We start from the raw sequence: 13,037 nt of genomic DNA on the forward strand, positions 1-13,037 counted from the left end.
GATTTTTACCGAAGCTTTCGTATAATCGAAGGTCCCCTGGACAGGCTAATTGCCAAAGGGGGCCTTTTTTACTATGCAGATTACACAGCAGCAGTACAAGTCCATGTATGAAGAAGCCTCACCCAACAGCAACCTATTCGTTGACTGCCTTTGGGCCTTCGGCGTCGGCGGCGGCATCTGTGCCGTGGGGCAATGGCTCTGCAACTTGTACCAGTCCGTGGGGCTGGACAAAGACACCGCCAGCACATGGGTTTCCATCACGCTGATTGCGGCCACCGCTCTGCTCACTGCCTGCCGCGTTTTTGACAATTTGGCAAAGCACGCCGGCGCCGGCACCATTGTGCCCATTACCGGTTTTGCAAACAGCATTGTCTCCCCTGCCATGGAGTTTAAAAGCGAAGGTTTGGTACTCGGGCTGGGTGCCAAAATGTTCACGGTAGCGGGGCCTGTGCTGGTGTACGGCACCACTGCCAGTGTAATATACGGCCTGATTCTGTACCTTTTCCAATAAAACCAGCCGTGTGAAAGGAGCAGATTTGTTTTGATACAGCGCACAGGGAACAGCACCCTGCAGCTGGACCCGCCGGTGTATATCCTCGGCAGCGGGTCCTGTGCAGGAAAAAAAGAGGGAGAAGGCCCGCTGGCAAGTTATTTTGATGCTATCTATTCTGATACCCTACTTGGTATGGATACCTGGGAACAAGCCGAAAGCCGCCTGCAAACTGAGGCGGTCAAAACCGCCCTGCACAAGGCCGGCCTGCAGCCGTCAGATATTCAGTATATCTTTGCCGGTGACCTGCTCAATCAGTGTATTTCCTCCACCTATGGCCTGCGGGACATGAACATCCCGTTCCTGGGACAGTACGGGGCCTGCTCCACCATGGCGCAGACCATGGGAATGGCCGCGGCATTTGTCGCGGGCGGTGCCGCGGAAAACGCCGCGGCGGTCACCAGCAGCCATTTCTGCTCGGCAGAACGGCAGTTTCGTTTTCCGCTGGAATACGGTGGTCAGCGCACACCAACCTCCCAGTGGACCACAACTGGCGCAGGCTCGGTCATTCTCGGCAAACGCAGCGCACCGGTTTCGATTACGGAAGTAACCTTCGGCCGTATGACGGATTTGGGCGTAAACGATGCCAACAATATGGGCGCTGCCATGGCACCGGCAGCTGTGCGCACCCTGACCGATTACCTGACAGATACCGACCACGTTCCGGCTGATTTTGACCTGATTCTGACCGGTGACCTCGGTTATGTCGGCAGCCGCCTTCTGCGTCAGATGATGCGCAAAGCTGGGTGGGATATTGAGACACTTCACAACGACTGCGGGCTGATGATTTACGACCGCAAAAAGCAGGACGTTCACGCGGGCGGCTCCGGCTGCGGATGCAGCGGTTCCGTTGTCTGCGGATATATCCTGCGTCAGCTGGAGGCCGGTGTCCTGCACGACGTATTATTCCTTGCAACCGGCGCGCTTATGTCCCCCACCGCCCTGCAGCAGGGAGAAAACATTGTAGGTATTTCTCACTTAGTACACCTGCACAGTGACGAACCGCCAAAAGAATCATAAACGAAAGGCCGCGGCTGTTTTTTAAGCCGCGGCCTTTTTTCTTTTTCTTGTTTACTCTCCGGTCGTTTCTCCTGCAATAAACGCTTCCAACGAGGACGTATCAATCCCCGCCTGTGTACGCAGATTCACATACAACTGTCCGGTGATAAGCATCAGGCCGCCGGCCAAGTTGCTTTCAATATTGAGCGGCAGAACCGGGTCGTGCACACTCAGGCGCAGCAGTGCCCAGCCATCTCCCGCCTGTTTGTCGAAGGAAAGACGTACGCCTTCACAGCCGTCCGGGTCAATATGCCAGTGCGGCTGATGACTTGCACATTGGCGCAGATTTTCCATGGCCTGCTCCCCTGTTTTGCGAAAGTCCTCATCAAGAATCGGCAGACGCAGTTCCACCGTTTCCTCTGGCTCCGGCAGCGCCGCAATCAAATCTTTCAGACTTTTGCCTTCCCGGCACAGAGAAGCGGCTTTGATAATGATTTTCGTCACCAAATAAGCGCCATCATCCAAAAAATAATTTTCCCGCATGGCAGCATGGCCGCTGGTTTCAATGGCAAGCGGGCAGTTGACACCCGCTGCATTCAGACGAAGCGCCTCGTCAATCACATTGCGGTAGCCGCGTTTGAAGCGGCGCTGTTTTCCGCCGAGGTCCTGTTCAATAAATGTTTTCAGTCCGTCGCTGGTGACAGAATCCGTGACAATCGTCGCACCGGGATTGTCTTCCAGTGCAATGGCACTCGCTACTGCAATCAAACGATTTTTGTTTAGCCCATTGCCCTCGCTGTCCACGGCACCGCCGCGGTCCACATCGGTGTCGAAAATGACGCCGAGGTCGGCATGATTCTCTAATACGGCCCTGCGCGCCGCCGCCATAGCTTTTCCGTTTTCCGGATTTGGAATATGGTTTGGAAACATTCCGTCCGGTGTAAGATACTGGCTGCCGGAAGTATCCGCGCCCAGCGGCCGCAGTACATCCGAGGCATAAAATCCGCCCGCACCGTTGCCGGCATCTACTACAATATGAAATCCCTGCAGCGGAAGGTCATAGTCCTTTGCGTTAACGCCCTTTTTAATCATTTCACGCAGGCGGGTGCTGTACTGCCGCATATAGTCTGTATCCTGTACGGTGCCCTGTGCGGCGGGCGGCGTGTCGCCGTTCTGTGCGTGCAGCAGGATTTCCTCAATATCACTGCCTTCCAATCCGCCGTTCCGAGTGAAAAATTTAAGACCGTTGCGGTAAAAGGGATGGTGACTGGCGGTAATCTGCACCGCACCGGTACAGCTCAGGTCCACCGTTGTCATAAACATGCTAGGGGTAGAGGCCAGTCCGCAGCACAGTACCCGGCACCCGGCACTTTTCAGTGTTTGAACAACATCTGCCTGAATGCGTTCCGCCGAAATGCGGGAATCATGCCCAACAGAAATTGTCATCTTTTCCGGCACCGTTCCGGTTTTATTCGCCAGCCATAGGACAAACCCTGCCGTCATTTTACAGATATTTTCATCTGTCAGGTCCACCGCCTGGCCGTCTGGTGCACCCGGGCTGGCAACGCCGCGGATATCTGTTCCGCTTTTAAAATGGTTCCAGTATTTTTCGAGCATATATGCTTCCTCCCTGTAAATACCGCAGAAGCGCGGGGAAAATTTCCGATTTTTATTGATTTTTCTTATTATATCGCAAGAAATGGAATTTGTAAAATAGAAGTGTTGTATTATTACATAAAAAATTTTTATACGTTTCTATTTTTTTAAGAAATATCTTAGAAACAATATGAAAAACTTTATGCTTCGTACGATTGACAAATAAAAGGCCTTTGTTATAATAGAAGAGGTCGGCCATGCGGCCGGATACAATCCACGTCTATGGAAGAAAAGGGGGATTCAATATGTCAGGATCTTTGCTGGAGCTTCACGATGTTGATGTTCCAAATTTCCTCAGCCTGCTGGAAAAGTGCAAGGGGAATGTTTATCTGGTTTCCGATGAAGGTGACAAGCTGAACCTAAAAAGCAAGTTGTGCCAGCTGGTAGGTCTTACCCGGCTCATCGAGGGCGGAAAGATTGCTTCCTGCTACATTTCCTGCGACAACCCGGACGACGAGTCCATGCTTTTCCGCTTCAACCTATATGGCAGTGCGGCGGTAAAGACCGAAAAATAATCAACATTGACCAGGCAGCCGCCCCTAGGGGCGGCTTTTTGTCTGCAAAGGAGAGAATGAATTCATGAAAAAAGTATTTCGATTTCTTGCCGGCGCACTAGCACCGCTGTTTCTGCTGTGCGGCTGCCAACTTAGCACAGACACCATCGGCTCCGCTGCCCCTGTACAGCAGGTTACCGGCAGTGCTGCGGCAAGTCAGAGCAGTTCCGTCGCCTCAGCCGCCGGAAAGAACACGGTGTGGTTCTTTGATGTGGGACAAGGGGACAGCGAACTGCTGCAACTGGCCGACGGAAAGAACATTTTAATTGACGCTGGCACATCGGAGTGCGGCAGCTATCTTGTCAAGGAACTAAAAAGCCTTGGCATTCAAAAGTTGGACATGGTCGTTGCCACACACCCCCATGCGGACCATATCGGTGGTATGCAGAAAATTGTAGAAAACTTCTCCATCGGTCAATATTATATGCCGCGCATAGCCGATAAAGACGTTCCTACTTCCGCCACTTATTCCCATCTGCTGCGGGCCATACAGAAAAAGGGCATAAAAGCCACCCCAGTGAAAGCCGGTCTGACCATGCTCAGCGATAGCACCTGCAAGGCCGTTTTTTTGGCACCAAAGTCCGCCTCCTATAAAGCACTAAACAATTATTCCGCCGTTCTTATGGTAACCATCGGGCAGAAAAAGTTTTTGTTTACCGGTGATGCCGAAAAGGAAAGCGAACAGCAAATGGTACAGGGCGGTGCCGCACTGCACGCGGATGTTTTAAAATGCGGTCATCACGGCAGCAAAACCAGCACGTCCGCTTCCTTTTTAAAGGCTGTGTCCCCTACGTACGCGGTCATCTCCTGTGGACGCAAAAATGACTACGGCTTTCCGCCGCAGCAGACACTGTCCCATTTAAAGGCTTCTGGTGTGCAGATTTACCGTACAGATGAACAAAAAACCATTTGTGCACACACGGACGGCAAAAGCATCTCCTTTACCACCGGGCTCGCTTCTGTAACAGGGACCTGACGTATTCTTTATACACGAAAGCATCCGCAGAGAAAGACTTCTCTCCGCGGATGCTTTTTGTTTACTGAAAGGATGCTTTATCCGTTCCGGTTCTCATTCAGGAACCGGTCCCAGTCAAAGTCATCGCTGGATTTTTTCTTTGGCACAGCGGGTGCCGGACAGGACGATGCCGCTGGCTGTCGACTAGACACAGCCGGCGCAGTGGAAGCAGACGCTGTATGCTGCTGATAAGTAGGCGTCTGACGAGCAAATGCCGAAGAGGAATGCTGCACCTGGGCCGCTGTGGGGCGCCCGCGCAGGTTTCGCGGCAGGGCATTGGAGGTAAGCGGCGGCTGGTGGCCGCGGGACCCCATGCGGGCTGTACGTGCCTGCTGTGCACGCTTCTTTGCCTCTTTATCCGTAAAATCCGGAATTACAATCGTGTCCTGGTCCTGCTGTTCCACCGTACGGGACGGTTTTTCCGTTTTCACTGCAGGGGACGGAACAATCGGCGGACGTGTGCGCTCTATGAATTCTTCATATTCCTCACGGTGCTGAATGCCGTCGCTGCTGGAATTGATATCTGTAAAGTCATGAATGGTATCATCCGGTGCTTTTGGCTCCCGCCGTGCAGCCACTGCCGCGGCAGCAGCACGGGCCTCCGCCGCGCGGACCGCTGCCTGTGCACGCTGGGATGCCTCAAGGCTGCTTTGTGAAACCGGAGGTGTCGGCGGCACAACAGGACCTGTGTCCTCACCGGAGAAGGAATCGTTATATCCATCATCCGACCGAATATCGGAACCGCCGCCTGCACCGCCGCCGGGCCGACCGCCGTGGCCGCCCCGGCGCTTTGTCGAGAAGAACTGCAGGTAAACAAAGGCACCTATGCCGCATGCCGCCGCAATGAGCAGAACAACACCCACAATGAACATGCTGGAAACGCCGTTGCTTTTACCGCTGGTCACTGCGCCGGCGCCGCCGGCCGCCGCACTGGACGCGGAACCCGTTCCGGGAGACGAAGCGCTTTCATTATATAAATCATTCCAGTCCTCCGAACTGGCGTCTGGTGTGACCGAGCCGCCAAGAGCAGAAGCGCTCTGGTTAATTTGGCTTTCATAAGTATTGGGCGTAGCTGAACGGGAAGTGCCCTTCCGGCTGCCTACAGAATTGTCCGGGTCTACATAAGTGGCAGATGTGGAGTTTCGGCTGGAAGACCTGCTGCGGGATTGGTCGGTATCCGCCTTGCTTGATGACCGCGACGAACTGCTGTGGGAGTGGTCCTGTGTTCCTCCATCATCGTTATCGTTGTTTCTGCTCCCATCGTCATCGCTCGTACTGTGGGAAGAATGATGGTGGGGAGGACGGCTGGTTGACTGGGTTGGCTGGTCGTCAGTATCGGCATCACTGCTGTACGGGGTGCCCGGCGGAACTTCACCGCCCTGCGATATGGTTGTACCGGACTGCGAATCCGTTTCGGTATCGCCGCTTTCGGCCAAAGCCGTTAAACTAAATGTGGAAACCGCAAAAAACAGGGTAAACAGCAAAAGCAGTGTGCGAACTGTCTTTTTCTTCACGTTTACGTACCTCCTGTAAAAAAGCGGAGTAAAACGCTCCGCTATACATTTTCTATTCACTTATTCTTTTTGATTAATACTGTTTTTTATTCTAGCACAAACTAAGGCCCGAATACAAGTAGTATCGTGCAACAGGATTTCCGCATTCACAAAGAATTTTTTCGCACAAAAGGCAAAAATGGCACCAATTTTTACCTCTCACAGTCCGGCGGTGAAACATTCAGGTTTTCTGCCAGTACATCCCGCGCCAAAAGCTCCAAGTCATGGAACGTTTCCAGTTCCCCCGCCCACCGGCGAAACTGTGCCGCGCCGCGCAGTCCGTGCAGGTACCACGACACATGTTTGCGCGCCTCCCGCATGGCATGGTGCTCTCCTTTATATTCCACCATTTTGGAAATATGCTCTAACATGACAGTCAGGCGCTGATAAATGCCCGGTTCCGGCACAATTTCCACCTGATTCTGCAGTGCCGCATTGATTTGCTGAAAAATCCACGGATTTCCCATGGCACTGCGCCCAATCATCACAGCGTCACAGCCGGTTTGTTCCAAAAGATGTGCCGCGGAAACCGGTCCTGTCACATCTCCGTTGCCGATAACCGGCACATTCACCGCCCGCTTCACCGCGCGGATAACGCGCCAGTCCACGCCGGGCCGATACATCTGCATTTTGGTACGGGCGTGTACCGTAATGGCATCCGCACCAGCATCCGCACACGCTTTGGCTACCTCCACCGCATTGATGCTTCCGCTGTCCCAGCCCGTGCGCATTTTCACGGTGACCGGTACATTCACCGCGTTCTTGACGGCCGCAACGATTTCCGCGCAGAGCTCCGGCTGTTTCATCAGCGCCGCGCCGCTGCCGGAAGCGTTGATTTTCGGCACCGGACAGCCCATATTGATGTCTATAATGTCCGGCGAAAAAGCCAGCGCCTGTTTGGCAGCCTGTGCCATGGTATCCGGCTCGCTGCCGAAAATCTGCAGGCCGCAGGGATGTTCTTTTGGACCAATCTCCATTAGCGCTGCGGTCTTTTTGTCGTGATACTGCAGCGCTTTGGAACTAACCATCTCGGTAACACAATAACCTGCCCCAAAGCGGATACACATCTCCCGGAAGGCGCGGTCGGTCACGCCCGCCATAGGGGCCAGCAGTGCGCGGCCCGTCAGTTCTACATTCCCTATTTTCAGCATTGATTTCCTCCTGCAGATGAAAGACTCTTTCCGTATTATAACACGCTTTTGGCGACAAACCAAAGCCTGCACGTCCTTTTTGCGGTGGAGCGCGGCACTTCTCTTCCACGCACCGGGAAAACGTGGTATACTTTTAAGGAATCCCCTCTGGAGGTGAAACTTTATGGATATCTTAACTTCTTCTGCTTTTTTGGGGCAGCTGCACACGCTGCTGCGGAAGGAATCACCGCTGGAAAACGGTTCGTACAGCCGCATGGTCCTGCAGGAAGAAACACTGGACAAGCTGGAGGTGCAGCATTGTACGTTTTCTTCCTGCACTTTTTCCGGCTGTAGTCTGGCTGGTGCTTCTTTTACGGACGTGCAGTTCCAGAACTGCGACCTTTCCAACAGCCTATTGACGGACGCCTACTTTGCCCGCTGCCGCTTCATTAGCTGCCGGTGCATCGGCACCAACCTGAACGGCTCTGTTATGCGCCGCTGCACCATAGAGCAAAGCACCTTCCAATATGCCGATTTTGACCACACCAAGATGACGGACACCGTCCTGACAGACACCGATTTTACCGAGGCGGCTATATCGGAAGCGAAATGTAAACGTCTGTCCCTGCACGGCTGCCGCTTTGTCAAAAATTATTTTTTTAAAACGCCGCTTGCCGGCATTGACTTTTCCACCGGAACCTTTTGCTCTCCGGTCGTTTCATGGCCGCCGACGGAGCTGAAAGGGGCCACCGTCAGCCTGACACAGGCCGCCGCACTTGCGGGCCTGCTAGGTGTAAAAGTGAACCTCTAGTTCATTCAATATAATAGGAATCATAAAACTGCCGCAATCAATGATAACTCCGGAGGTACTTTATGGAATTACTCGTCCTGGACGGGAACAGCATTTTAAACCGCGCCTTTTACGGTATTAAGCTTCTGACCACCAAAGAAGGCTTATATACAAACGGTATTTATGGCTTTATGACTGTGCTGCAAAAACTGGAAAAGGAAGTGCAGCCGGACGCGACTGCCATTGCCTTTGACCTGAATGCGCCCACCTTCCGCCACAAACGCTATGCTGGATACAAGGCCAATCGCCACGGAATGCCGGAGGAACTGGCACAACAGCTGCCAAACCTCAAAAAGCTGCTGACGCTGCTGGGATACCGGCTGGTAACCTGTGAAGGATATGAGGCGGATGATATTCTGGGCACGCTGGGGGCCGCCTGCACCCGCCGCAAAGATACCTGTGTCATTGCCACTGGTGACCGTGACAGTCTGCAGCTGGTCGGGCCGTATGTTTCCGTCCGGCTGGCCCGCACAAAATACGGACAGCCACAGGTCACCCTGTACGATGAACAACGCGTTATGGAGGAATTCGGTGTAACACCGCCGGAAATGATTGAAATCAAAGCCCTGCAGGGTGACTCCTCCGACTGTATCCCCGGCGTTAGGGGTATCGGGCCAAAAGGTGCCGGTCAGCTGATACAGCAGTACCACTCGATTGATTATATTTATGACCATTTAAAAGAGCTGGATATTCGCGAGAGTATGCGGCAAAAGTTGGAAAACGGCCGTGAAAGTGCCTACCTGTCCCGCGAGCTGGGGACCATCCGCACCGATGTGCCCGTTGGCACCGATATTCAGGGCTATGTCCGTGGCCCGGTACAGAAGCAGGAAGCGACTGACCTCATGCGGCGTCTGGAATTCTTTAAAATGCTGGAATCCCTGGACCTTGGCGACACCGTGGAACAGTCGAACCCTGCCGAGGCAGACACAGCGGTTGCCCTTGTGCTGCACCCAGATATAGAACAGCTGTGCAGTAAACTGAAAGCCGACGGGCATCTGTATCTCGCGGGCATCTTTGAGGGCCGCAGCCTTCAGCGCTTGAGCGTGGTACATAAGCAGGCCGTCTTCCTGCTGGAGTCCCCGCAGGAATGGGACCGCGTTTTCGCGCTTCATCTGCCCTGCTGTACCTTTGACAGCAAGCTGCTCTACCTTGCCGTGGAATCTTCCGGCGCGGAACTTCTTGTGGAAACGGACGCTCTGCTGGCTGCCTACCTGCTGAACCCGACCGCCAAAAGCTACAGCTATGCGCATCTGTGTCAGGAATACGGCATTCCGCTCCCCTCCTCTGTTACACCGAAGGGGCTGCAGCCGCAGGACCTAATGCGTATGGACACTCTTTCTGCCTGTGGGCAGTGGCAGTCCTTACCGCAGTTGTGCAGTGTGCTGGAAAAAAATATTTCCGAAGCGAACCAAACCACCCTGCTGCAAAACATTGAGCAGCCGCTGGCACGCATACTGGCCCATATGGAACAAGCCGGCTTTGCCGTGGACGCCAAGAGAATTGCCGCCTATGGAGATGTGCTGGCTCAAAAAGCAGACGCCCTCCAAAAACAAATTTGGGAAGAAGTCGGGTACGAATTTAACCTGAACAGCCCCAAACAGCTAGGTGAGGCACTGTTCGTCAAGCTGGGCCTGCCACATGGCAAAAAAACAAAAAGCGGCTGGTCCACCAGCGCCGCTGTTCTGGAAAATCTTCGGTATGACAATCCGGTCGTGGAATTGGTCCTGCAGTACCGCACCGTCAGCAAACTGAAGTCCACCTACTGCGACGGCCTGTTGAAGGTCATTGCGCCGGACGAACGCATTCACTCCAGCTTTAACCAAACCGAAACACGCACCGGCCGCATTAGTTCCACGGAGCCGAACCTGCAGAACATTCCGGTCCGTACGGACATTGGCCGTGAGCTGCGCCGCTTTTTTGTGGCAAAACCCGGCTGTGTGCTGATTGACGCCGATTATTCGCAGATTGAGCTGCGGGTACTGGCGCATACCGCCAACGATAAAAACATGATTGACGCCTTCCGCAGCGGTGAGGATATTCACCGCGCCACCGCCGCACAGGTGTTCCATATGCCGGAGGAAATGGTCACACCGCTGATGCGCAGCCGTGCAAAAGCCGTCAACTTCGGTATTGTATATGGTATCGGTGCCTTTTCTCTCTCCAAACAACTGCACATCACTCGCCAGGAAGCAGATGCCTATATTCGGGATTACCTGCAGCATTACAGCGGTATCAACGACTATATGCAGCGCATGGTAGAGGAAGCCAAACAGAAAGGCTACGCCGAAACGATTTTCGGCCGGCGGCGATATCTGCCGGAACTGAAAAGCAGCAACTTCAACCTGCGCTCCTTTGGGGAACGCGTCGCACGCAATATGCCTATTCAGGGCGCGGCGGCTGACATTATTAAAATTGCCATGATTCACGTGGAAAACCGCCTTCACCGAGAGGGCCTTTCTTCACAGCTGATTCTGCAGGTTCACGATGAACTGATTGTCGAGGCACCAGAGGCGGAAGCGGAAACGGCCAAAGCGCTGCTGCAGGAAGAAATGGAGAACGCTGCGCAGCTTTCTGTGCCGCTGGTAGCGGACGCAAAAATCGGCAAAACGTGGTACGAAGCAAAAGCTTGACTGACATTAAGGAGTCCTTTCATGTATTTCAGTTGTCCTATCTGCAATAATCATCTTTATTATGCAAATGGCAATCTCTCTGTTACCTGTAAAAACGGCCACAGCTTTGACTTTTCCAAAGAGGGCTATCTGTATTTGCTGCCGCCCAACAAAAAGCACAGCAAATCGCCCGGCGACGACAAGGCCATGGTCGCAGCGCGGCGACGCTTTTTGTCCGGCGGACATTATCAGCTTTTTGCCGATGCTCTGTGCCGCATTGCCCGCCGCTGTCTTTCTGACACCGCAGAGCCGGTAGTGATGGACGCCGGCTGCGGGGAAGGTTACTACACCGCGCGGATGGCTTCCGCTCTGCGGGAAAGCGGCCAAAGGGCACAGCTGTTTGGCTGTGACATCTCCAAAGCCGCTGTGCGGCTGGCCGCAAAGGCCGCGCCGGATGTCTCCTTTGCCGTAGCCAGCAACTTTTCCCTGCCGCTGGCGGATGCTTCCGCTGACCTGCTCGCTGATATTTTTGCGCCGGTCGTACCGGAGGAATTTTGCCGTGTTACAAAACCCGGCGGCCATTTTGTACTAGCTGTGCCCAGTGCGCGTCATCTGTTCGGCCTAAAAGAAATTTTATATGACGCGCCCTACGAAAATGAAACAAAGGATACCGCCTATTCCGGATTTCATTTTGTACAGCGCTTTCCGGTACGCGGAACCCTTTCCCTGCAGGGGCAGGACGTGCAGGACCTATTTGCCATGACGCCTTATTACTGGAAAACACCGAAAGCGGGCTGTGAAAAACTGAAAACCATCTCCTGCCTAACAACTGAGATTGGCTTTGATTTCCTGCTGTATGCAAGGGACCCTGTATGAGTATTCTGTTGAAAATTGTCCCTATGGCAGAAATACACATTGCGGCACTGGCGGAGATTGAACGCCTGTGTTTTTCCGCCCCGTGGACGGAAGAGGGCTTGCGGGCGGAACTTGTCTGCAGCACCGCTGTCTTTCAGGTAGCGCTGCTGGAGGGCATTCCCGTTGGCTACGGCGGCATGCATTTTGTCTGCGGCGAAGGATACATTGACAACATCGCTGTGCTTCCCTCTGCACGGCGGCAGGGCGTTGGCCGTAGGCTGGTGCAAACTTTGCTAAGCTATGCTGAAAGCCAAAACGGTGCCTTTGTCACGCTGGAAGTGCGTGAAAGCAATCTGCCGGCGCTGACACTTTACCGGTCGCTGGGGTTTCTGCCCGTTGGGCGGCGGCCGCATTTCTACACTCATCCGGAAGAAGCTGCCCTGCTGTTAACCCGCCGTTTTCTCCCAAAACGGCCCTATTTTGAGGGCCGCAACCGTTAGTTGCGCCGCTGAAAAGCAGAAATGCTTTCCTACAGCCGCCTTTTCTGCTATGCTTTTGCCATTCCAATCACAAAGGAGTCTTCTCTATGAATATTGAAATCGCAAACCGGTTGGTTCAGCTGCGCAAAAAGAACGGCTTTTCTCAGGAAGAACTGGCGGCACGGCTTGGCATCAGCCGGCAGGCCGTTTCCAAATGGGAACGGGCGGAATCTTCACCGGACACCGACAACCTCATTCTGCTGGCAAGGCTCTACCATATTTCGCTGGATGACCTGCTGAAGACGGACGACCCAGTGAAATCAGCTCAAAACACTGCCCAAAGCGAAGCGCCGAATTGGGCCAGCACGGTTCCGCCAAGCGATCCGGTTGATAACGTACAGCCGGAAACTTCCGAATTCTCCCCTGCTCTGCAGAATTTTATAGCCGCCGCGCCGCTGCTTGCCGCACTGCTGCTTCAGCTTTTATTCATTGTCATTCCGCCGCTGAACAGCCTTGCGGAAAGTTTCTTTTCGCCCGCCACTGCCCTGATATATCTGATTCTCGGCTGCTGCTTTCACTTATGGCACCCGGGCTGGCTGGTCTTCTTCATGATACCGGCCTTTTATGCGGGCATTACCGGCGCCTATCCCATTTTGGTTACGATTCTCTTTCTGCTGCTGGGTTTTTACCGTGACAAATGGCATCCGGCGTGGATCCTGTTTACCACCATTCCAATTTTTTACAAACTTGCCGATTATCTGCATTTTTAAATTTTGAGGAGTTTCTG

General features: G+C 53.7%; 12 protein-coding genes. 9 read left to right on the forward strand and 3 right to left on the reverse strand.

Annotated features, from left to right (window positions below):
- Positions 1 to 73 precede the first annotated feature (73 nt).
- Together spoVAC and spoVAD are read left to right on the forward strand one after the other, a co-directional pair.
- Positions 74 to 511, forward strand: a complete 438-nt coding sequence (spoVAC, locus tag ACIHKT_RS08690) for a stage V sporulation protein AC (protein WP_086036602.1) — start codon at positions 74 to 76, stop codon at positions 509 to 511.
- A gap of 30 nt (positions 512 to 541) precedes the next feature.
- Positions 542 to 1,570, forward strand: coding sequence for a stage V sporulation protein AD (spoVAD, locus tag ACIHKT_RS08695; RefSeq protein WP_086036603.1), 1,029 nt, complete (start codon positions 542 to 544; stop codon positions 1,568 to 1,570).
- Between the two features lie 51 nt (positions 1,571 to 1,621).
- On the opposite strand, the gene ACIHKT_RS08700 is transcribed toward spoVAD, so the two are convergent.
- Complete coding sequence (locus tag ACIHKT_RS08700; protein ID WP_404352334.1) at positions 1,622 to 3,166, reverse strand: phosphomannomutase/phosphoglucomutase; 1,545 nt, start codon at positions 3,164 to 3,166, stop codon at positions 1,622 to 1,624.
- Positions 3,167 to 3,450: 284 nt separating this feature from the next.
- Between ACIHKT_RS08700 and ACIHKT_RS08705 the strand changes: the two genes are divergently transcribed.
- Together ACIHKT_RS08705 and ACIHKT_RS08710 are read left to right on the forward strand one after the other, a co-directional pair.
- On the forward strand, positions 3,451 to 3,720 hold the full coding sequence (locus ACIHKT_RS08705; RefSeq protein WP_086036605.1) for a hypothetical protein: 270 nt from the start codon (positions 3,451 to 3,453) through the stop codon (positions 3,718 to 3,720).
- Between the two features lie 64 nt (positions 3,721 to 3,784).
- A complete protein-coding gene (locus ACIHKT_RS08710) occupies positions 3,785 to 4,735 on the forward strand; it encodes a ComEC/Rec2 family competence protein (protein ID WP_086036606.1) in 951 nt (316 codons plus the stop codon).
- A 77-nt stretch (positions 4,736 to 4,812) separates the two neighbouring features.
- Here ACIHKT_RS08710 and ACIHKT_RS08715 read toward each other — a convergent pair whose 3' ends face one another.
- A complete protein-coding gene (locus ACIHKT_RS08715; protein WP_086036607.1) occupies positions 4,813 to 6,288 on the reverse strand; it encodes a hypothetical protein in 1,476 nt (491 codons plus the stop codon).
- Positions 6,289 to 6,479: 191 nt separating this feature from the next.
- The gene (dusB, locus tag ACIHKT_RS08720) at positions 6,480 to 7,478 is read right to left on the reverse strand and encodes a tRNA dihydrouridine synthase DusB (RefSeq protein WP_086036608.1); all 999 of its coding nucleotides are present in this window, start codon (positions 7,476 to 7,478) and stop codon (positions 6,480 to 6,482) included.
- 163 nt (positions 7,479 to 7,641) lie between these two features.
- Here dusB and ACIHKT_RS08725 point away from each other — a divergent pair, with 163 nt between their 5' ends.
- The 5 genes from ACIHKT_RS08725 to ACIHKT_RS08745 all read left to right on the forward strand — a co-directional run bounded on the left by ACIHKT_RS08725 (position 7,642) and on the right by ACIHKT_RS08745 (position 13,020).
- A complete protein-coding gene (locus ACIHKT_RS08725; protein ID WP_086036609.1) occupies positions 7,642 to 8,268 on the forward strand; it encodes a pentapeptide repeat-containing protein in 627 nt (208 codons plus the stop codon).
- A 62-nt stretch (positions 8,269 to 8,330) separates the two neighbouring features.
- A complete protein-coding gene (polA, locus tag ACIHKT_RS08730) occupies positions 8,331 to 10,937 on the forward strand; it encodes a DNA polymerase I (protein WP_086036610.1) in 2,607 nt (868 codons plus the stop codon).
- Positions 10,938 to 10,958: 21 nt separating this feature from the next.
- Positions 10,959 to 11,792, forward strand: coding sequence for a putative RNA methyltransferase (locus tag ACIHKT_RS08735; protein ID WP_086036611.1), 834 nt, complete (start codon positions 10,959 to 10,961; stop codon positions 11,790 to 11,792).
- Positions 11,789 to 12,271, forward strand: coding sequence for a ribosomal protein S18-alanine N-acetyltransferase (gene rimI, locus ACIHKT_RS08740; protein WP_086036612.1), 483 nt, complete (start codon positions 11,789 to 11,791; stop codon positions 12,269 to 12,271). The genes ACIHKT_RS08735 and rimI overlap by 4 nt, the downstream gene beginning before the upstream one ends.
- An 86-nt stretch (positions 12,272 to 12,357) precedes the next feature.
- Complete coding sequence (locus tag ACIHKT_RS08745) at positions 12,358 to 13,020, forward strand: helix-turn-helix domain-containing protein (protein ID WP_404352339.1); 663 nt, start codon at positions 12,358 to 12,360, stop codon at positions 13,018 to 13,020.
- Positions 13,021 to 13,037 lie beyond the last annotated feature (17 nt).

It is taken from the genome of Caproicibacterium sp. XB2, assembly GCF_044880635.1.
Classification (GTDB): domain Bacteria; phylum Bacillota; class Clostridia; order Oscillospirales; family Acutalibacteraceae; genus Caproicibacterium; species Caproicibacterium lactatifermentans.

Bases quoted from the DNA above. Each gene is read 5' to 3' on its own strand.
- spoVAC (WP_086036602.1), top strand. From the start codon at position 74: ATGCAGATTACACAGCAGCAGTACAAGTCCATGTATGAAGAAGCCTCA.
- ACIHKT_RS08700 (WP_404352334.1), bottom strand. From the start codon at position 3,166: ATGCTCGAAAAATACTGGAACCATTTTAAAAGCGGAACAGATATCCGC.
- ACIHKT_RS08705 (WP_086036605.1), top strand. From the start codon at position 3,451: ATGTCAGGATCTTTGCTGGAGCTTCACGATGTTGATGTTCCAAATTTC.
- ACIHKT_RS08710 (WP_086036606.1), top strand. From the start codon at position 3,785: ATGAAAAAAGTATTTCGATTTCTTGCCGGCGCACTAGCACCGCTGTTT.
- dusB (WP_086036608.1), bottom strand. From the start codon at position 7,478: ATGCTGAAAATAGGGAATGTAGAACTGACGGGCCGCGCACTGCTGGCC.
- ACIHKT_RS08725 (WP_086036609.1), top strand. From the start codon at position 7,642: ATGGATATCTTAACTTCTTCTGCTTTTTTGGGGCAGCTGCACACGCTG.
- polA (WP_086036610.1), top strand. From the start codon at position 8,331: ATGGAATTACTCGTCCTGGACGGGAACAGCATTTTAAACCGCGCCTTT.
- ACIHKT_RS08735 (WP_086036611.1), top strand. From the start codon at position 10,959: ATGTATTTCAGTTGTCCTATCTGCAATAATCATCTTTATTATGCAAAT.
- rimI (WP_086036612.1), top strand. From the start codon at position 11,789: ATGAGTATTCTGTTGAAAATTGTCCCTATGGCAGAAATACACATTGCG.
- ACIHKT_RS08745 (WP_404352339.1), top strand. From the start codon at position 12,358: ATGAATATTGAAATCGCAAACCGGTTGGTTCAGCTGCGCAAAAAGAAC.